Genomic DNA, 18,628 nt, shown 5'->3' with positions numbered 1-18,628 from the left:
GGGCTGCGTCTATGAAAGAGGAAAAAGTTACTTCAGATTTTGCACGGGAGGCTGTACCAAAGGAATTGAGAAGGTCATGGTTTTCGATGTTTTCGGTATTAGTCGCTATCGGGGTCGACTTATCTGCGGTTATTTTAGGCGCGGAATTAGCAAATGGGATGCCGATAAAACAAGCGATTCTATCGGTTTGTGTCGGTTCGCTCCTTCTATCCATTTTATGTACGATTTGTGCAATTGTTGGATCTTCCACTAATCTTTCTACAGCAATGATTACAAAGTATGTATTTGGAAAATACGGTGCTCAAGTGTTTTCTATTGTCCTCGGAATATCTTTACTTGGTTGGTTTGGGGTACAAGTGGGCTTTTTTGCTACCAATGCGCACACAGTTTTACAAGACGCCTTTCACGTATCCATCAACGTTAAAGTCCTTTCTTTAATTGGCGGTTTACTGATGATGACGACCGCTATTTTTGGGTACCGGGCTATTGAGAAATTAAGCGTGTGGTCTGTGCCGCTATTATTAGGATTAATGCTGTTCACCTTATTTTTAACGCTGAAAAATTATTCAATGCCCGTAAGTATTCCTAAAGCAGGAGGATTTACGTTTGGCAGTGCGATCTCGCTTGTTATTAGTATTTTCATAGTAGGAGCAACGGTGCAGCCGGATATTTCACGTTGGGCAAAAAGTAAAAAGGATGCAATCATTGCTACATTTTTCGGAATTTTTATTGGAAACAGCTTCATGATTATCCTAGCTATTTTAATGTCAAAGGCAATGGGAACTGATGATATGATGAAAATTTTTATCACGCTTGGACTGGCGATTCCAGGAATACTCGTATTAACGCTCGCACAATGGACGACGAATACGTCGAATTTATACTCTTCTTCGCTAGGTTTTTCGATAGTTTTCACGAAAATTCCGAAAGAATGGTTAACGATTATTTTAGGAATCATTGCAACAATCCTGGCAGTTCTCGGTATTTATGATCAATTTCTTTCATTTTTAAATATTTTGGCGATTATAATTGCACCGATTGGTGGTATTTATGTAGCTGAATACTTTTTTGTCAAAACAGAGTTCCAACGCTATGACCTACATTTAGAGGCAAAGGCAGTCGTAACTCGTTCGATCATTGCCTGGGTTGCTGGAATGCTGATTACTTATTTGACAACTGCACAGCCGTCAGGATTAGCTTTATTTTCCCTTACAAGCGTCTCTGCCCTTGATGGCGTTTTAAGTGGATTTATTGTACAAACGGTATTAGGAAAACTATTGAAACAAAAGGATTCGTTTCAACAAGTAACGATCGACAAAAAAGAAAATGAGGAGTTTGGACAATGAGATATATAGATGAACAGACAGTTGAAAAAATCGCATTAGGCGCAGCCGTTTTAGGAACAGGCGGCGGTGGAGATCCTTATATTGGGAAATTGATGGCGAAAGAAGCCATTAGAAAATATGGGCCCGTGAAGTTAATTTCATTAGATGAATTGGAGGATGACCAGTTGGTAGTAACTGTATCTGGGATGGGTGCCCCAACTGTCGCAATTGAAAAAATACCGTCAGAAAATGAAATGACAGCACCATTGGAAATGTTAGAAAGAGTGCTGGGGAGAAAAGTCGATGTGGTAATGCCAATTGAAGTAGGGGGGATCAACTCTTTATTTCCAATTATCGCTGCTGCTAAAAAAGGTTTGCCAATGTTAGATGCGGATGCGATGGGGCGTGCGTTTCCAGAAGCACAAATGGTAACCTTCTATTTGGACGGTTTTGACCCATCACCTGTTACAATGGCTGATGAGAAAGGAAACACGGTCGTGTTGTATCCACAAGATGGAGTGTGGACAGAACGATTAGCACGTGCTCTCACGATTGAAATGGGAGGAAGCTCATCCGTTTGTGAATATAGTCTGTTTGGAAAGGATGTCAAGACGTCGGTTATTCCTGATACACTTTCTTTGGTTGAACGAATAGGTGAATATTTGTTAGATAATCAAGTGAAAGAACAAATAGGAATCAATAAAATGTTAAAGGAATTAAATGGATATTGTTTATTTGAAGGCAAAATTGCAGACATTGAACGGAGGCTTAGTGGAGGTTTTACAAGAGGTAGTGCAAAGTTGGAAGGTAGTCGCAATAACCAAGGGAAAACATTTTCCATCTATTTTCAAAACGAGCATTTAGTAGCGAAAGAAGGCGAACATTTATTATGTTCTACACCAGATTTGATTGCTGTTTTAGATGCTGAAACGGGTTTTCCGATTACAACAGAAAGAATGAAATATGGTACACGTGTTGTAGTCGTTGCATTTCCTTGCCATGATAAATGGAGAACGCCAAAGGGAATTGAAACAGCAGGACCTCGTTATTTTGGGTACGATTTTGACTATCAACCAGTAGAAGTTCTACAGAAGGAGAGAAGATAATGTATCGCTTAGGAGTAGATGTTGGAGGAACTAATACAGATGCAGCTTTACTAGACGAACGTTTACAAGTTATTCATACGGTTAAAGTACCAACTACAAAAGATGTAGAAAGTGGGATCTTTGAAGCCATCGCAAAAGTGGTACAAGAAAGCAGAATAGAGCCTAGTGATATTGGATATGCAATGCTCGGAACAACGCATTGTACGAATGCTATTGTTGAGCGTAAACGTCTAAATAAAGTAGGTGTTATTCGAATTGGGAAGCCTGCTACAACAGCTATCCCTCCGTTTACAGATTGGCCACAAGATTTAAGAGAAGAAATTGAAGGAGCTTCCAATATTGTTTCTGGTGGCTATGAATTCGATGGACGATTGATTTCTGAGATAAATAGAGAAGAAGTGGTGAAATTTTGTAAAGAAATAAAGGGGAGTGTAGAAAGCATTGCTATTTCGGGTGTGTTTGCGCCTGTAAATAAAGAACAAGAAGAAAATGTTGCAACCTGGGTAAAGGAAGAGCTTGGAGATATCCCTATTTCTCTTTCTAATGAAATTGGTAGTATCGGTTTACTAGAACGTGAAAATGCCACTATTTTAAATGCAGCCTTAATGACAACAGGTCAAACTGTTATTAATGGATTTTCTAAGGCATTAAGTAATCTCGATATTAAAGCGGAAATGTTTTTCAGTCAAAATGATGGGACATTAATGAATGCGGCTTACGCCCTTCGTTATCCGATTCTAACCATGGGGTGCGGTCCAACAAACTCTATTCGAGGTTCAGCCCATTTATCAGGATTAAAGGATGCCATCGTACTTGATGTTGGAGGAACAACAAGTGACCTTGGTGTATTAACAAGAGGATTTCCAAGACAGTCTTCTTTAGCTGTAACAATTGGTGGTGTGAATACTAATTTTAGGATGCCAGATATTTTATCAATTGGGCTGGGCGGCGGATCTCGTATTTTTAAATTAGAAGAAAAGTTTACGATTGGACCGGAGAGTGTAGGCTATGAGATTACCAGAAAAGCACTTCTTTTCGGTGGAGATGTATTAACTACTTCAGATGTTGTGACGCGTTTAGGACATGCTTTTGAGGATAGAGCAATGCAGGTTGAACATTTATCAATAGAGTTTTGTAATAATGTATATGAAAAAATGACAGATATGTTAGAGGATGCGATTGATCAAATGAAGACGAGCTCAAAAGAAGTACCACTTATTTTATCAGGTGGTGGGAGCATTATTGTTTCGAATTCTTTGAAAGGGGTTTCAGAGGTCGTTAGGCCAAAACATTTTGAGGCCGCAAATGCAATTGGAGCAGCACTTGGCCAAATTAGTGGTGAAGTTGAAAAGGTTTATAGTTTAGAAGGAATTTCCCGTGAAGATGCTATCCATCATGCTAAAAAGTTAGCTACTGAGGAGGCAATAAAGGCGGGAGCAAACAATGCCACTATATCGGTGGTTTCTGTAGAAGATATACCACTTTCGTATTTACCTGGAAATGCATTACTAATTAAAGTAAAAGTAGTCGGCGACTTAGTTGATTCTGGTGTGAAAATCACTTAAAAAAGTCACAGTCTTATCTTTAAGAAAATTAAGAAGGAACTTATAGATTTATATAATTTGAAAGATTGGTATTGTTACTAGAAACCAAAGTACTGAACCACATAAACAACGACGGAATTGAGTAGAAGAGTACTTTAAAAACGAATTATCCTGATTTTGATGTTAAGGTGCGTGGTAAGGAAAGAATTGAGAGTTCTAAAAAGGTGTTGAAAGGGGGAATAATATTGCTTCAAAAGTTAAGCGATGAATTATTAATTAATACCTATCTAAAAGCAAAAAAATTGGAAATTGATCCCAGTTTTATATCATTATTAACCAAAGAAATAAATAAAAGATTTCGTTCAGATGTAATATAATCATTAAATTTTCTAGAAATATCATAGAAATACACCCAAACCAACAGATAGTCTTTACAAATGAAATTGTACCAGTAACATTGAAAAAAATTTATAAGGAACAACTCAAAGAAAAGTAGAACAGCTAAAAGTGTTTTGAAATAATTGGAAAACAATATTCAAAAGAAGAAGTAGAGACAATTATCCAGTTGAAGAGCCTATTAATTAGGCTTTTTTTAATGTGTTTAAAATTAAAGCAGGGGTCTCAGTCATAACTAATGGTTGATAATAAACTCGACAATAATAAGAGGTAAAATTAATTTTTACCAAAAAAATATTTTTTTACCAGATTGTTTTAAAATGATATAATTTTCTTAAAATTATATTTATTTAAGTGAGGACTGGTGGAGAGTATGCTGACATTTGGTACAGTTATAAAGCAAAATGCAAGTAAGTACAAAAATAAGCCGGCTGTTATTTTTCAAGATACAATCAAGACATATGAAGAGTTAAACATTCGCGCGAACAAAATTGGAAACGCTTTCTTGGAACGTGGCTTTCAAAAAGGCGATAAAGTAGCTGTCATGTTAAAGAATCATGCTGCTTATGTCGAGATCATGGCCGGGCTGTCCAAAATCGGAGTCATCATTGTACCGATAAACTATCGCCTGGTTGGACCTGAAGTAGAATATATACTAAGAAACTCTGAAAGCCGGGGATTCATTATTTCAAAAGAATATGAAGGGATTGCCCAAGAGTTGCTTCCAAAAAACTCTCAATTAGACACCGTACTGGTAGTGGGTGGTGCGTCCAATGAAAATATGGAAGGGTATGTAGATTTTCTTGCTTCAGGCTGTGAAGAGGAACCGAACATAGAGGTTAATGAGAAAGATACTTTCTATCTGGGCTACACTTCCGGTACGACCGGAAAGCCAAAAGGAGTGGTCATTTCCCATCGATCCCGAATACTGACAGGAATGGCCGCAGCTTATGAATACAAGATCGACGAATCAGATATTCACCTTGTTGCCGGGCCCGTTTATCATGCAGCCCCATGGATTTTTCTTGTCATGCAGCTGCTCGTGGGCGGCACCCTTATCATTCATGAATCATTTAATGCAGAACAGGTGCTTGAAGACATTGAGCGATACAAGATCACAAATACATTCCTTGCACCAACGATGTACAATTTCTTGATCAACACGAGGGAAGACACAAAAACAAAGCATGACATCGCCTCTATGCGTGTGTTGATTTCAGCAGGCTCGCCGCTGCCGACACAAACAAAAATGGATATTCTGGAATTTTTCAAAAATGCCGATTTGAACGAATTTTACGGTTCGACTGAAAGTGCGATTACATTGAACATTAAACCGGGTGACATTCGACGGAAGGAACGTTCAGTGGGACATCCTTTCCCGCTTGTGGAATGTGTAATTTTGGATGACGAGAAGAACCCGGTTTTGAACGGTGAAGTAGGGGAGTTGTATTTTAAATCACCGTACAACTTAGACGGCTATTATAACAATCCGAATGCTGACGCCGCTTCGTTTTATCATGGTTTTTTTACAGTAGGAGATATGGCGCTGCAGGATGAGGATGGATTTTACTATATTGTAGACCGAAAGAAAGACATGCTGATCAGCGGCGGCGTTAATATTTATCCGCGTGAAATTGAGGAAGTTCTTTATTCACATCCCGGGATTCTCGATGTTGCGGTGATCGGTGTACCGGATGCCGTGTGGGGGGAATCGGTTAAAGCCATTGTTGTACAAAGAGAAGGGGCTAATCTCAAAGCAGAAGCTATCATTAGTTACTGCGAAGGAAAATTAGCCGGCTATAAGAAACCAAAATCGGTAGACTTTGTCCATGAACTCCCACGCAACCCATCGGGGAAAATATTAAAAACAACATTGCGGGATTCCTTTGCAAATGATAGAAATGGAATCTTTCATATTAATTAATTTTTTCTATTACGGAAACAAGGTAAAAAGCAACTGCGTTGATTAAGCAGTTGCTATTTTTTATATAATAGACAAATAGGACTATCGCCAGGTTACTTCAACAAGAAATTGTGGGTTTTATGATAAAAATAAGGGGGAATATTGATTATTTGTTTGGGGGATTTTTAGTGGAGGTTATCATATCTATTGTTGGGTTATTTATTCTATATATGGTTATCGAAACAGCAGTAAGGAAAGGTATTAACAGTTCAATAATTGGTCAATTTCTTGAAAAGAAGTATGGAATTAAAGAAGATAAAAAGTCTTTTCTTGATGATGATTTAGATAATGATAAATAAAACGGATTTTTAAGCCAACTTTTTCTTATGGAACTAAAGGTGAAGTTAGTTAATAAGTTCAAATGATAAGTAAAAGAAATAATGGCGAATATGGTTTCAACCCAAAAAAAAGATCAATCTCCTGTAGAAATCGACCTTTTTTCTAATAATTATACAAAAATATTAGTTTCTTGGATCTACATAATCTGGATAATCCGTAATAATTGCGTCAACTCCCATATCTAATAGGAAATCTGCTGCCTCTTGACTACGTACTGTCCATGATCCAATTTTCATATCAAGAGAGTGAACTTGATTCACTAATTCTTCAGTAACAATTCCATAGCTTGGATTAAAATAGTCGGCATATGTTGAAAATTCCTGTAAGGCTTGTTCTGTTGTGTCAGCTCTTGAAGATGTTAACACACCGATTGGAACTTTAGGAACGAGATCATTCATTTTTTCCATTGATTTATGGTTAAATGATTGGATAATGATTTTTTCATTTTGTGGTTTATCAAGATTTCGTTCTTTTAATTCTTCAGCTACACTTTCTTCAATCCCAGGATAAAGCTCTGAAGCCTTTAATTCTATTAATATTCCAATTTTCCCGTGGTAACGATCAAGAATCTCATCAAATGTTGGGATTTGTTCACCAGCAAATTGCTCACCTTTCCAGCTGCCTGCATCAAGGCTTCTTAGTTCTTCAAACATGAAATCACCAACTTTTCCAGTTCCATCAGTTGTACGATCAACTGTCGTATCATGGATAAGTACTAATTCTCCATCCTTGCTTCTTTGAACATCGATTTCAATATAATCTGCCTTCATTTCTACTGCTTTATCAAAAGCAGCAATCGTATTTTCAGGTGCATATGCCGATGCCCCACGATGGGCAACATTATCAACCTTTCTTAAGTCTCCTATTGTTTCTGATGCAAAAGCTTGACTTAGTGGACTGAATAACAACGTAAATGCTACCCCGGCACCTGCTAATAATTTTTTGTTCATGTTCTCCATCTCCAATCTAAAATATGTATACAACTATAATTATAGAAAAGAAATGTTGAAGAAATATGTTTATAATGTATTGGTTTTATATGTCTAATATCCTTTTTAATCAATTGTATATTTACGGTTAAGATTCCCTATCAAGAAGAAGTATGGGACCGTTCAAAATTTATTTCTAAGTTACACATGCCTAAAGGCACAAATCAGGGTTAACCCTGCCAAAGCCTTTAAAATTCTGTTTTTTTCTGAATATAAATGATGATTTTTGGGGATATTAGGGTAAATACAAAATGACAGAGTTAATAAAGCTTATAGAAAAGGAGGAGCAAATGAGTAATACAAATAAAAGCCTCGAAAATAATTCAAACATTTCGAATCGATCTGTTTACTCAAGTAGAAATATATGGACTGGGATTCTATTCGGACTCGGTATAGTCGGTTTTATCGATGAAGTTGTGTTTCATCAGCTGTTACATTGGCACCATTTCTACGACAAATCAACGACAGACATTGGACTGGTTTCGGATGGTTTGTTCCATGCTTTTAGTTGGTTTGCGACCATTGCTTCTTCGTTTTTATTAGCAGACTTACACCGTAAACAAGCTTATTGGTTCAAAAGGTGGTTAGCAGGTGTGTTTCTTGGGGGAGGGGCTTTCCAGTTATACGATGGGACCATCCAGCACAAATTAATGGGGTTACATCAGATTCGCTATGTAGATAATGTGTATGTCTATGATTTGATTTGGAATTTCCTTGCTATTGTCATGATTATAATCGGTGCCACCCTCATTATTCGTACACGAAGCAGACAACAACATGGAAAGACTGTTGACCATGAATCACAATAATCACAGTAATAGCGTGGGAACTAACTTGAACCAAGTAGCAGAGATAGCACCTCAGCTACTTTTAGCACTGCCTTTTATATTAGCGTTGATTCTGTATATTTTTGCTGTAATTATCTCCAATCGGCATCATAAGCAATGGCCTCTATCCCGAACTGTATACTGGGTTTCTGGAGTTCTCTTGGCAGTTATTTCAGTGGCCGGACCCCTAGCAAATCGCGCCCACATAGATTTCACAGCGCATATGCTAGGTCATTTACTCTTGGGGATGCTAGCTCCATTGCTTATGGTACTTGCTGCACCAATGACGCTAGTGCTACGAACAATAAGAATCACTTCAGCAAGACGTCTTACTCGTGTTCTAAGGAGTTGGCTGTCTCGCATGTTTACCCATCCTATTGTTACATCTGTCTTAAATATAGGAGGGCTGTGGTTGTTGTACACGACCAACCTATACTCACTTATGCACGAGAGTACCGTTTTGAATTTCATTGTGCATTTCCATGTATTCATGGCCGGTTACCTATTCACAGTGTCAATGATTTATATTGACCCAATACTCCACCGGATTTCTTTTTTATACCGTTCAATCGTGTTGATTATTGCCTTAGCTGGCCATGGTATTCTATCAAAGTACATCTATACTCACCCACCTGCTGGTATACCGTTAGAACAGGCAAATCAGGGAAGCATGATTATGTACTATGGTGGAGATATCATTGACATTATTATTATCTTCATACTTTGTTTGCAATGGTTTAGAGCGACCAAACCTCGGAGAGGACTAGCTTTGGGCCAAGCTATTGAACAAAGATAATTATTGTTTCACTAACAGGTGTTTCCTCAATCAAGAGTAAAGCCTTTTTTTATTGAACTACCATGAAAATAAGTTTCTTTAAAAATGAAAAATGACAATACTTAAGAAGACCCTACTCAATCGTTTTAAAAAAAGAGGAGAGCGTTAATAATTAGTCTATAGATTAGGGTTGACTGGATTAAGGTCAGTATCAAGTATTGACACTTCCTAACCATTTTCATTCTTTGTGGTGAATCGCCGGTTTTTGCGATTCATGGATGGCTAACGGGTGCTTTAGCTTAGGATTAGAGCTGTCTTTAAGGCAGCTTTTTCTTATGCAACTATCGGGGCAGGATAGTTGAAGAGTGCTGTTTGATCTTTATTCAACAATTGGGCCAGTTTATGGAATAAAGATTAGCAAAAAGCTAAGAAAATTTCCTCTTAGCTTTTTGTGTGTTGAGGCATTATTTTCTACCAACAGTAAGGGAAACTGAACCATCTGCAGGGCTGAATGACGCAGTCACTTTTCTTCCATTATCTTTTAAGAGGTAGTGGACTTCTAAAGGGAATTAATTAAAAGTAGGTTTCTTTAGTTTTGCTGTTGAAATTATAAAGGCGATTATGAGTATAATTGCTGCAGATATATACGGTATATCGATATGGATATCAAATAAAATACCACCAACGATAGGACCTAATATAATTCCTAAGCTTGTATAAGCAGAGTTCATACCAGCAATGAAGCCCTGATTTTCCCCAGCAATTTTTGATAAAAATGATGTTACAGCTGGACGTAAAATGTCGCAAGAGAAGAATACAATGCTTGTAATGGCAATGATGAGCCAGTAACCATTAATTAAAATAGTCACAAAAATAAAAATCGCAGCCGATAATAGAGACATAGTAATAATCAATTTCTCTCCAAATAACGATACAAGCTTATCAAAGAATAATATTTGCGCAACAACCCAGCAATGGAACCGACTGTGATAATAATTGAAATATCACGTACAGTAAAACCAAACTTTTCATCAACGAATAAGCTTAACATCATTTCATAAATTGCAAGTCCAAATGCAAGTACAAACACGATGAATAATGGCGTGAAGTACTGCGGATTGAATGACTTTTTAAATTCTTGAATAAATTGTGGACGTACATTCGATTCGCTATTTTTTTGAAGCTGCCCTTTTGAAATTGGCTCTTCTAATACGATAAAAATGATAATTGCAGCGATAAATGAGATTGCAGCAGCAAAGAAGAATGGGGCACGAATGCCCAACTCTGCAATGAACCCACCGATTGCGGGTCCAATAATAAACCCTAAGCTAATCGCAGCCGATTGGTAGCCTAACGCTTTTGCTCGATTCGCCATCGTTGTTTTATCTGCAATATACGTAATTACTGCCGGCATAATAAAGGCTTCACTCACACCGCCTAATAGTCGGCTAACAAACAGTACCCATGTTTCGTTTCCGAATCCAAATAAAAGTTTAGAAAACGAGAATAATAGTAAGCCAATCACAATCATTTTTTTTCGACCGATTGTATCAACCCAAATGCCGGTAAAAGGAGAGGCAAGTAATTGAGCAACGGCCATTGCAGCGTATAAGTATCCGACAGTAGCACCACTAAGACTTAATTCCTCCGCGATGGAAGGCATGACCGGTACTACTAATCCAATCCCTACATAAGCAATAAATAAACTAGATAATACAAGTGCGATAGACACTTTTTCTTTTCGATTCATGATGATTTATTTCCTCAAATGACATCAATACAGATCGCTATCCTATTTTAAGGATTTTGAAATAGATGCATTCACTTTCTTCATAGTTTGTAGTACATTTCGCAGACTTTCTAGGTCGATATCTGTATAATGTTTCTCGACAAATTCCTCGTCGGCTTCCTCGATTAATGCTTGATAAGCCAATCCCTCTTCAGCTAACACGATGAAAAATTAACGGTGATTATTTGGATTGCTCTCTCGTTTAATAAAATGTTGTACTTCAAGTTTTGATAATACTTGGCTCACAGCACTTTTTGAAATCGCAAACTGCTGTGCGATTTCAAAACGTCGTTTAATTCCTTAAAAATTTTTCGATAATTTGAAAGCATATAATCCTCCTTAAAAGTTAAGTTAAGTTAAAAAGGACATCCAGATTGCTGTAGGATGTCCTTTGCCAAACATTTATCAACTTGATTCAGCCATACGTAACCGATATGCACGTTCTTTTTTGCCGTATAGGAAGTAGTAGAGGGTAGACGTTGCAAAGACGACGATACCCAAAATCGCATACAGGGCACTATAACCGGTTGTTGGAATGACCAATCCAAGAAGAGAAGGGCCAAATCCATTACCTATGTCAAAAGATATAAAGAAAGTGGCTGTGGCGAGGCCCATGCGGTGAGGTGCAGCCAAATTAACTGCTATTGTCTGACCCACTGACAAAATGTTACCAAAGCCAAAACCAATCAAAGCACCTGCTAATAAGAAGGTTACACTGTTGTTTGCTGAACTGAGGAGCAGCATTCCGACTCCAAAAAGGATAAAGGCCGGATACATAATAAAGTTTGCTCCTTTTCTGTCCATCAACCGGCCGGTTAATGGTCGCGATACCAAGACAGAGGCTGTATATACAATGAAGAAAAAGCTTGCTGTATCCACTAAATCTAACTTGATAGCATATAAATTTAAATAAGAAAGAACACCGGAGAAACAGAAGGCCATCGTAAGGATAATGATACCAATGGGAAGTGCTTTTGGCTCAATGAAGCCGGAAAGCTTAAATCCAACATTTTCGTGTTTCATTTTCGTTGTTTTGGATAAAGGGATATTAACGAAGAATCCGGTTACTAAGCTAATAATCCCTAAAACAAGGCTGAAACTAAAAATCATGTCGAAGCTTTTATGCTGACTCATGTAAAGGCCAATGAATGGACCGAGTCCAGTAGCCAGTGCTGTACTTACAGCAAAGTAGCCAATTCCTTCCCCTCTCCGTGATTCCGGTATTGTGAGGGCGACAATCGTACCAATTACGGTAGTCGCTATACCCACTGTAATACCGTTTACGAACCGGCTCATTATGAGAAAGGAAATCCCGTAATCTATAAAGTATAACAATGTAGTTAATGTAAAAAAGATTAACCCGATCATTAATATTCGTTTTGGTCCAATTGTATTCATGAACGGCCCGGTAAACAAACGACCGATTAATGCCCCGATAATAAAAATACCGGCTACAAGACCAGCTTGGCTTGTAGATGCATTGAATTCATTTAAAGCATAAAGGGTGATTGTTGCATTTAATAAAAAGAATATTAATGTTAAGAAAAAATTAACTAAAGAAAGAATGATAAAATCTTTCGTCCACACTTTAGATTTTGTTTGCATTGTTTCATCTCCTCCCTTCATGATATTTTTGTTCATTTTTCAACCTATAATGAGTATGATTCGCCATCATCTGGGATTAAAACAGTAGAAGAGATTCCCTTTTCATCAAGAAAGTTTTTTAATTCGTTTTTTGATAGTGTCCAGTGATTTACGGCTTCCATGTGGCTCACAATAATCTGAGCGTTAGGGGCAGACTTGTACACTTCATAGATATCCTCTTTCCCCATGATGAGAGAACCGCCTTCAAAGAATTGATTATTTCCACCATTTACAGCAATGATTTCTGGTTTATTTGTATCAATCACTTCTTGGACTGCGTCATACCATACTGTATCTCCAGCTACATATAACGTTTTTTCATTTGAGTGTTTGAAGACAACGCCACATACTAAACCAGCAAGTTTTAATATTTCTCCTCTTCCGTGCTCGCCTTTTGTTTTGATTAATTGGATACCCTCAAAGACTGTATCTTCTTGTAAAATCTCTACATTTTGGAAACCGGCGTTTCTAACTTCTGTAGCATCTTCCTCATTTTGAACAAACATTTTGATATCTTTTGGCAATACCTCTTTGGCAACATCATCAAAGTGGTCTAGGTGTAGGTGAGTGACAATGACAGCATCTATATCATGAATAATATTTTCAATCGATGTTGGTAAACTAACTAAAGGATTAAATTGATCTTGTCTTAATGAATTTGGGAACGGTGGGTACGTACCTTTCTCAGCTAACATCGGATCTATTAAAAATCTTTTGCCTGCATATTCGACAACAAGTGTGGCATTTCGAATTTGTTTAATATTCATCTTTATCGCTCCTATTCTTTAATCTACGTATAGTTTATACTATGGACAATTAGCAAATACATAGATAAAATCAAGTCTTTTGGCCCTTTGACTTGATAATTGAAAGGATTTGAATAAATGTTAGATAATACGGATATGGGTATCTTACATGAACTATCCAAAAACAGTCGAATCACGATGAAAGAATTGGGGGAGAAAGTCCATTTGACTGGTCAAGCAGCTGCATCTAGAGTTGCCAAATTAGAAGATAATGGAGTGATTGAGGGATATGCCATTAAAGTTAATCAAGTTAAATTAGGTTGTTTTATCCATGCGTTTATTACTATCATTACACATAGCACTTATCACCAACCTTATCTGTCGTTCATAAAAACACAAGAACAATACATCATAAATAACTATAAAATCAGTGGAGATGGCTGTTATCTTCTCGAATGCAAATTTCCATCAAATGAACTTTTAAATCAATTTTTGGAAGACTTAAACGAGCATGCAAATTATAAATTATCAATTGTTATTAATAAATAGTGTTATATGGGGAGTTTGTGAACAAATATACTTAAACTAAATGGGCAGGATAGTTCAACAAGGATAATGGTTGTTTGTGGTAAAGTTTAAAAGGACTGGTTGCTTAATTAGGGGGTGTTCAAATGGGGGAAGATAAAGAAACAGAAGGGTGATACAAAAATAAAGCCGATTATGATTACAAGAATAAGAATTCCCGTACCTTTCCAACCTAAGCTACCAACAAATTCAGCAAGGCCTCCACCGTGAACGCTGCTAGAAGGATTTCCTTTTAATTCTTCTTGTCTTAATTTTTCTCTTCTTCTTTCAGGTTCTTATGCAACTAAAGGGGCAGTTTGGTTGAGTAAGGGCTCAGATGTTTTTTTCTAATCGCTGTTTCTTGTTTATTTGGTATGAGTGCATCTGTAAAAGAGTTTGATCCATTAATTGTACAGTGGAAGAAAACAATCCTGAAGAAACTAAACGAATAAAGAAATGCTTGGCGGTACCCCTAGGTGAAAGTTAAAGGATAACATTGTGATATGTAGCAAATGTGTTGGGGATTATTGGGTATTTATAATTCTTTACTAATCGTTCTAAAAAGGGTATTATTGAATCATGGTTTGAAATTCATGTGTTTATTTTAGAACGTTCATTCTACAATGGATTATGACGTTTGTTTTTGTTAGTATTGGTTCATGGATTTTTTTTAAGGAGAAATAAAATGGCTAGAAGTAAAGAGTTTGACGAAAAAGCAGTATTAAGAAAAGCAATGGAGCTTTTCTGGGCACAGGGTTATGAAAAAACATCCATGCAAGATTTGGTGGATCATATGGGGATACACCGCAGGAGTATATATGATACATTTGGTGACAAGCGTTCATTGTTTTTAGCTTCCCTTAATCACTATGAAGAGCTCATCGTCAATGAGATGGAAAGCATAATTAGTAGCACTTCATCCATTAAACAGACGATACGTGATGTTTTTATTTTCGTACTGAATTCCATTGAACAATACCCAAAAGGTTGTCTATCAGTAAATGCAGCCATAGAATTATCTTTGCTGGACAAAGAAATTGGACGCATAGTTACAAAAATGTTTAACCGTACTGAAGATATGTTTAATAACCTTATAAAACGGGGCCAGACTAGTGGAGAGCTATCAAAAGAAATCGATTCTGATAACACATCTCGTTTCTTACACAACAATTTGGTAGGTATAAGAGTACTAATAAAAACTAATTACAATAAAAAAGAATTAGAAGGCATCATCACTCTAGCACTTTCAGTGTTGGACTAGCTTTCTTTTTTTACCCTTTTTAGAACGTTCATTCTAAAAATGAACATGAAACAAACCATCATAATGCATACTTATAAAACCGTTTTTTAATTTCTAAGGAGGAACACAATAATGACTAACTTTAAAATACCAACAGAATCAGAATTTATTGAAGCAGATGGAACTCGTTACGCATATAGAAAATTTGGTACACAAGATGGTATACCAGTAGTTTTTCTTGTTCACTTTAGAGGAACGATGGAAAACTGGGATCCAAACATGCTTGAACCTATTGCAAATACACGCCCAGTAATCTTGTTTGACAATAAAGGGGTTGGTGAGACCGATGGACTAACGCCTACTACAATTGCTGATATGGCAAAAGATACAGCAACATTTATAAAAACTCTTGGATTAGAACAAGTTGACATTCTTGGTTTTTCCATTGGTGGCATGGTTGCACAAGAGCTAGCTTTACAAGAGGGAGATTTAGTAAGAAAAATTATTATGGCAGGTACTTCGCCTGAATCTGGTATTAATCCAAATCCAGAGATTTTTGAAAGAATGAATCGTCACGGCGGAACGGAAGAAGATGGAATAAATGATTTTATGTTCTTTTTCTACGGACGAACCGAAACAAGTAAATCTGCAGGAATGGCTTCACTACAAAGAATTTTTAATCAGAAAAAAGTAAACAGTTCAGAACAAGTAAAAGAGGCACAATTACAAGCCATTGCAAAATGGGCTAAACAAAAATCCAATCATGATTATGAATGGTTACAAAACATCAAACACCCTGTACTTGTTACTAATGGTGTTAATGATGTGATGGTACCGACTAAAAACAGTTATATCTTAACAGAGAAATTACCCAAAGCACAGCTGATTATATATCCTGATTCTGGTCACGGGCACCTGTTTCAATTTTCAGAACTATTTGCAGAACACGTAAATTCATTCCTTGATTCTAATTCTTATTAAAAAGGAGTATTCATATGAGCAGATTATTTGAAAAATTTCGTATCGGAAACATTGACTTGAAAAATCGTATAGGAATGGCTCCGATGACTAGAAGTAGAGCTTTACCAGATGGTACGCCGAGCGATCTAATAGCAGAGTACTATGGTCAGCGTGCTTCAGTCGGTTTAATTATAAGCGAAGGAACCCAACCTTCAGATGATGGGCAAGGTTACACTAATACACCTGGAATTTATACAGAAAATCATATTAAAGGGTGGAAAAAAGTAACTTCTAAAGTTCATGGTGAAGGCGGTCATATTTTTGTTCAGCTTATGCATGTGGGACGTGTATCACATCACATCCTGATAACACACCTCATCACCGCCAAGCAGTTGCACCGTCAGCTATTGCACCTGGTGTAGAAATTTTCACGGCAGAAGGAATGAAAGAAATTCCAACACCAAGAGAATTGAGTGAGCTTGAGATAAAAGATGTTATCAATGAGTTTCGTTTAGCAGCACGTTCAGCAATTGAAGCTGGTGCAGACGGAGTTGAAATTCACGGAGCGAATGGTTATCTGATCCAACAATTCCTTAGTGAAAACTCCAATCATCGTCAAGATGCATACGGTGGTACGATTGAGGGGCGTTCTCGATTCGCTATTGAAGTAGCTAAAGCAGTTGTTGATGAAATAGGAGCAGAAAGAACAGGCATCCGTTTTTCTCCTCAAGGAACACTGCAAGGCATTGATGAGGGGGAAAATAGCCTTGAGATGTATCGCTATTTAATAAGTGAATTAAATAAGCTTAACCTTGCATATCTGCATTTAATGCACTTTGGAAACAAGCAATTCCTAAAAGATGTGCGTCAACTTTGGGATCAATCACTTCTTGTTAACCGTCCTGGTCGTCCTCTGGATCAACTTTCGTCTGATGTAGATAATAATTTTGCAGATGTTGTCACAGTTGGAACTTGGGTACTTGCTAATCCAGACTTTGTAGAACGGATTCAATCAGGTGCTCCCCTAAACGAACCTGATAAAAACACGCTCTATGCAGGGGGAAAAGAAGGTTATACAGATTATCCTTTCTTAAAATAATTTAGTTAATATGAATATCCCATCCAGGGATATTCATAATCTTTTTTCTTAGGGTTCGTCATGAAAAGATACATGTGCGTTAAATAAAAATGTGGAGGATTGTAATGAAAGCTTTAGCAATTGAAAACTACGGTAAAAAACCAAATTTTTTAGACTTCCCTATGCCCAAAATGAATAATGATGAGGTCTTAGTTGAGATATATGCGGCGAGTATAAATCCTCTTGATACAAAAATTCGAAAAGGTGAATTAAAATTATTATTGAAATACAAGATGCCGTTAATTTTAGGAAATGATTTTTCTGGAAAAATTGTTGAAGTAGGTGCTAGTGTCACGAAGTTTAAAGTCGGTGATGAAGTATATGGTCGACCTAGAGCAAATAAAATGGGAACTTTTACTGAATATATCTCTGTCAACCAAGAAGATATTGCATTAAAACCGAAAAATTTAAGTTTTGAAGAAGCCGCCTCCATCCCTCTAGTCGGATTGACATCCTACCAAGCTTTACATGATATTCTGCGAATTGAAAAAGGACATAAAATATTAATACATGCAGGATCAGGGGGTGTAGGAACATTTGCTATCCAACTTGCAAAACATATAGGTGCTTTTGTCGCAACTACAGCTAGTGGTGGTAGTGATTTGGTGAAATCTCTTGGCGCTGACGAAGTTATTAATTACAAGACAGAAAAGTTCGAACATTCGATTCGTGACTACAACGCAGTTCTTGATACCATTGGGGGGGCGACGTTAGAGAAATCATTTGTAACATTAAAAAAAGGAGGAAAGATTGTTTCTATATCTGGAATCCCGAATGGTCGCTTTGCTAAAGAAAACGGATTTAGCTCATTAAAAAAAACCTTATTTTCCATTGCAAGTTATAAACTTACGAAGCTAGAAAAAAAACATAATGTCCAATACACGTTTCTTTTTATGAAGCATAGTGGAGAGCAGTTGGAAATTTTAACAGAAATGTTAGAGTCAGAAGTAATTAAGCCTACACTTGATAAAGTTTTTATTTTCGAAGATGCCCAAAAAGCATTGGAGTATGCAGAGACTGGAAGAGCAAAGGGAAAAATAATACTTAAATTGAAATAATCAGTCTTATCTAACAAACCTTTCCTTAGGGAGAAAGTGTTTGTTTTTTTAACTTATCGAGGTTGCGAATAGAACTAACGGGGCAGGTTAGCTGAAGATCAGAGCTGTCTTTAAGGCAGCTTTTTCTTATGGAACTATCGGGGCAGCATTCCTGTTAGGAGGATGTTCGAAGTCTTGAAAGAAAAAGAGCCCTCTTGTATGATGCATGAGTGTCAACGACCATTG

Annotated in this window: 19 protein-coding genes and 2 pseudogenes; 14 read left to right on the top strand and 7 right to left on the bottom strand. The window is 37.0% G+C overall.

What is annotated here, in order from left to right; translation table 11 throughout:
- Positions 1–11 precede the first annotated feature (11 nt).
- From V3595_RS27760 to V3595_RS27735, 6 genes are all read left to right on the top strand, one after another.
- Complete coding sequence (locus V3595_RS27760; RefSeq protein ID WP_485911094.1) at positions 12–1,346, top strand: cytosine permease; 1,335 nt, start codon at positions 12–14, stop codon at positions 1,344–1,346.
- On the top strand, positions 1,343–2,431 hold the full coding sequence (locus tag V3595_RS27755; RefSeq protein ID WP_485911092.1) for an S-methyl thiohydantoin desulfurase family protein: 1,089 nt from the start codon (positions 1,343–1,345) through the stop codon (positions 2,429–2,431). The genes V3595_RS27760 and V3595_RS27755 overlap by 4 nt, the downstream gene beginning before the upstream one ends.
- Complete coding sequence (locus V3595_RS27750) at positions 2,431–3,996, top strand: ROK family protein (protein WP_485911090.1); 1,566 nt, start codon at positions 2,431–2,433, stop codon at positions 3,994–3,996. Before V3595_RS27755 ends, V3595_RS27750 begins: the two co-directional genes overlap by 1 nt.
- Before the next feature lie 224 nt (positions 3,997–4,220).
- On the top strand, positions 4,221–4,352 hold the full coding sequence (gene sda, locus V3595_RS27745) for a sporulation histidine kinase inhibitor Sda (RefSeq protein ID WP_201183596.1): 132 nt from the start codon (positions 4,221–4,223) through the stop codon (positions 4,350–4,352).
- Between the two features lie 392 nt (positions 4,353–4,744).
- Positions 4,745–6,295, top strand: a complete 1,551-nt coding sequence (locus V3595_RS27740) for a class I adenylate-forming enzyme family protein (protein WP_485911088.1) — start codon at positions 4,745–4,747, stop codon at positions 6,293–6,295.
- 119 nt (positions 6,296–6,414) lie between these two features.
- Positions 6,415–6,633 carry a hypothetical protein gene (locus tag V3595_RS27735; protein ID WP_485911115.1) on the top strand — a complete coding sequence of 73 codons (219 nt, stop codon included), beginning with the start codon at positions 6,415–6,417 and terminating at the stop codon, positions 6,631–6,633.
- Positions 6,634–6,795: 162 nt separating this feature from the next.
- Here V3595_RS27735 and V3595_RS27730 read toward each other — a convergent pair whose 3' ends face one another.
- Positions 6,796–7,623: a glycerophosphodiester phosphodiesterase gene (locus tag V3595_RS27730; protein WP_485911086.1), complete on the bottom strand. Its 828-nt coding sequence runs from the start codon at positions 7,621–7,623 to the stop codon at positions 6,796–6,798.
- A 329-nt stretch (positions 7,624–7,952) separates the two neighbouring features.
- On the opposite strand from V3595_RS27730, the gene V3595_RS27725 reads away from it, so the two are divergent.
- Both V3595_RS27725 and V3595_RS27720 read left to right on the top strand, forming a co-directional pair.
- Positions 7,953–8,471, top strand: coding sequence for a DUF2243 domain-containing protein (locus V3595_RS27725; protein WP_485911084.1), 519 nt, complete (start codon positions 7,953–7,955; stop codon positions 8,469–8,471).
- A complete protein-coding gene (locus V3595_RS27720) occupies positions 8,458–9,285 on the top strand; it encodes a cytochrome c oxidase assembly protein (RefSeq protein WP_485911113.1) in 828 nt (275 codons plus the stop codon). The genes V3595_RS27725 and V3595_RS27720 overlap by 14 nt, the downstream gene beginning before the upstream one ends.
- Positions 9,286–9,833: 548 nt before the next feature.
- Here V3595_RS27720 and V3595_RS27715 read toward each other — a convergent pair.
- The 5 genes and pseudogenes from V3595_RS27715 to V3595_RS27695 all read right to left on the bottom strand — a co-directional run bounded on the left by V3595_RS27715 (position 9,834) and on the right by V3595_RS27695 (position 13,464).
- Positions 9,834–11,014 (bottom strand): annotated as a pseudogene (locus V3595_RS27715) (MFS transporter).
- Between the two features lie 42 nt (positions 11,015–11,056).
- Positions 11,057–11,215 (bottom strand): hypothetical protein, encoded by a 159-nt coding sequence (locus tag V3595_RS27710; RefSeq protein WP_485911082.1) that lies wholly within the window; start codon positions 11,213–11,215, stop codon positions 11,057–11,059.
- A gap of 9 nt (positions 11,216–11,224) precedes the next feature.
- On the bottom strand, positions 11,225–11,332 hold the full coding sequence (locus V3595_RS27705) for a MarR family transcriptional regulator (protein WP_485911111.1): 108 nt from the start codon (positions 11,330–11,332) through the stop codon (positions 11,225–11,227).
- Positions 11,333–11,458: 126 nt separating this feature from the next.
- A complete protein-coding gene (locus V3595_RS27700) occupies positions 11,459–12,658 on the bottom strand; it encodes an MFS transporter (RefSeq protein ID WP_485911080.1) in 1,200 nt (399 codons plus the stop codon).
- A 44-nt stretch (positions 12,659–12,702) separates the two neighbouring features.
- Positions 12,703–13,464, bottom strand: a complete 762-nt coding sequence (locus V3595_RS27695; protein WP_485911078.1) for an MBL fold metallo-hydrolase — start codon at positions 13,462–13,464, stop codon at positions 12,703–12,705.
- 117 nt (positions 13,465–13,581) lie between these two features.
- Between V3595_RS27695 and V3595_RS27690 the strand changes: the two genes are divergently transcribed.
- Positions 13,582–13,992: an Lrp/AsnC family transcriptional regulator gene (locus V3595_RS27690; RefSeq protein WP_485911076.1), complete on the top strand. Its 411-nt coding sequence runs from the start codon at positions 13,582–13,584 to the stop codon at positions 13,990–13,992.
- 107 nt (positions 13,993–14,099) lie between these two features.
- Here V3595_RS27690 and V3595_RS27685 read toward each other — a convergent pair.
- A pseudogene (locus V3595_RS27685) lies at positions 14,100–14,288 on the bottom strand (DUF6366 family protein); the annotation flags it as partial.
- A gap of 404 nt (positions 14,289–14,692) precedes the next feature.
- On the opposite strand from V3595_RS27685, the gene V3595_RS27680 reads away from it, so the two are divergent.
- From V3595_RS27680 to V3595_RS27660, 5 genes are all read left to right on the top strand, one after another.
- The gene (locus V3595_RS27680) at positions 14,693–15,268 is read left to right on the top strand and encodes a TetR/AcrR family transcriptional regulator (protein ID WP_101226031.1); all 576 of its coding nucleotides are present in this window, start codon (positions 14,693–14,695) and stop codon (positions 15,266–15,268) included.
- Positions 15,269–15,379: 111 nt separating this feature from the next.
- The gene (locus tag V3595_RS27675) at positions 15,380–16,228 is read left to right on the top strand and encodes an alpha/beta fold hydrolase (RefSeq protein WP_485911074.1); all 849 of its coding nucleotides are present in this window, start codon (positions 15,380–15,382) and stop codon (positions 16,226–16,228) included.
- A 14-nt stretch (positions 16,229–16,242) separates the two neighbouring features.
- On the top strand, positions 16,243–16,629 hold the full coding sequence (locus V3595_RS27670) for an oxidoreductase (protein ID WP_485911072.1): 387 nt from the start codon (positions 16,243–16,245) through the stop codon (positions 16,627–16,629).
- Positions 16,630–16,649: 20 nt separating this feature from the next.
- Positions 16,650–17,306, top strand: coding sequence for an oxidoreductase (locus tag V3595_RS27665; RefSeq protein WP_485911070.1), 657 nt, complete (start codon positions 16,650–16,652; stop codon positions 17,304–17,306).
- A 104-nt stretch (positions 17,307–17,410) separates the two neighbouring features.
- On the top strand, positions 17,411–18,403 hold the full coding sequence (locus V3595_RS27660; protein ID WP_323599048.1) for an NADP-dependent oxidoreductase: 993 nt from the start codon (positions 17,411–17,413) through the stop codon (positions 18,401–18,403).
- The last annotated feature ends 225 nt before the right edge of the window (positions 18,404–18,628 follow it).

This window comes from Bacillus sp. CFBP9009, assembly GCF_036541465.1.
In the GTDB taxonomy this organism is placed as follows: Bacteria; Bacillota; Bacilli; order Bacillales; family DSM-1321; genus Peribacillus.
The sequence above is the reverse complement of the archived record's forward strand: the minus strand, read 5'-3'. Positions and strand labels throughout refer to the sequence as shown.

Excerpts from the sequence above, each read along its gene's own strand:
- V3595_RS27690 (WP_485911076.1), top strand. The coding sequence starts at position 13,582 with ATGTTAGATAATACGGATATGGGTATCTTACATGAACTATCCAAAAAC.
- V3595_RS27760 (WP_485911094.1), top strand. The coding sequence starts at position 12 with ATGAAAGAGGAAAAAGTTACTTCAGATTTTGCACGGGAGGCTGTACCA.
- V3595_RS27735 (WP_485911115.1), top strand. The coding sequence starts at position 6,415 with ATGATAAAAATAAGGGGGAATATTGATTATTTGTTTGGGGGATTTTTA.
- V3595_RS27740 (WP_485911088.1), top strand. The coding sequence starts at position 4,745 with ATGCTGACATTTGGTACAGTTATAAAGCAAAATGCAAGTAAGTACAAA.
- V3595_RS27680 (WP_101226031.1), top strand. The coding sequence starts at position 14,693 with ATGGCTAGAAGTAAAGAGTTTGACGAAAAAGCAGTATTAAGAAAAGCA.
- V3595_RS27750 (WP_485911090.1), top strand. The coding sequence starts at position 2,431 with ATGTATCGCTTAGGAGTAGATGTTGGAGGAACTAATACAGATGCAGCT.
- V3595_RS27755 (WP_485911092.1), top strand. The coding sequence starts at position 1,343 with ATGAGATATATAGATGAACAGACAGTTGAAAAAATCGCATTAGGCGCA.
- V3595_RS27720 (WP_485911113.1), top strand. The coding sequence starts at position 8,458 with ATGAATCACAATAATCACAGTAATAGCGTGGGAACTAACTTGAACCAA.
- V3595_RS27675 (WP_485911074.1), top strand. The coding sequence starts at position 15,380 with ATGACTAACTTTAAAATACCAACAGAATCAGAATTTATTGAAGCAGAT.
- V3595_RS27660 (WP_323599048.1), top strand. The coding sequence starts at position 17,411 with ATGAAAGCTTTAGCAATTGAAAACTACGGTAAAAAACCAAATTTTTTA.
- V3595_RS27665 (WP_485911070.1), top strand. The coding sequence starts at position 16,650 with ATGAAAGAAATTCCAACACCAAGAGAATTGAGTGAGCTTGAGATAAAA.
- V3595_RS27670 (WP_485911072.1), top strand. The coding sequence starts at position 16,243 with ATGAGCAGATTATTTGAAAAATTTCGTATCGGAAACATTGACTTGAAA.
- V3595_RS27695 (WP_485911078.1), bottom strand. The coding sequence starts at position 13,464 with ATGAATATTAAACAAATTCGAAATGCCACACTTGTTGTCGAATATGCA.
- V3595_RS27730 (WP_485911086.1), bottom strand. The coding sequence starts at position 7,623 with ATGAACAAAAAATTATTAGCAGGTGCCGGGGTAGCATTTACGTTGTTA.
- V3595_RS27700 (WP_485911080.1), bottom strand. The coding sequence starts at position 12,658 with ATGCAAACAAAATCTAAAGTGTGGACGAAAGATTTTATCATTCTTTCT.
- V3595_RS27725 (WP_485911084.1), top strand. The coding sequence starts at position 7,953 with ATGAGTAATACAAATAAAAGCCTCGAAAATAATTCAAACATTTCGAAT.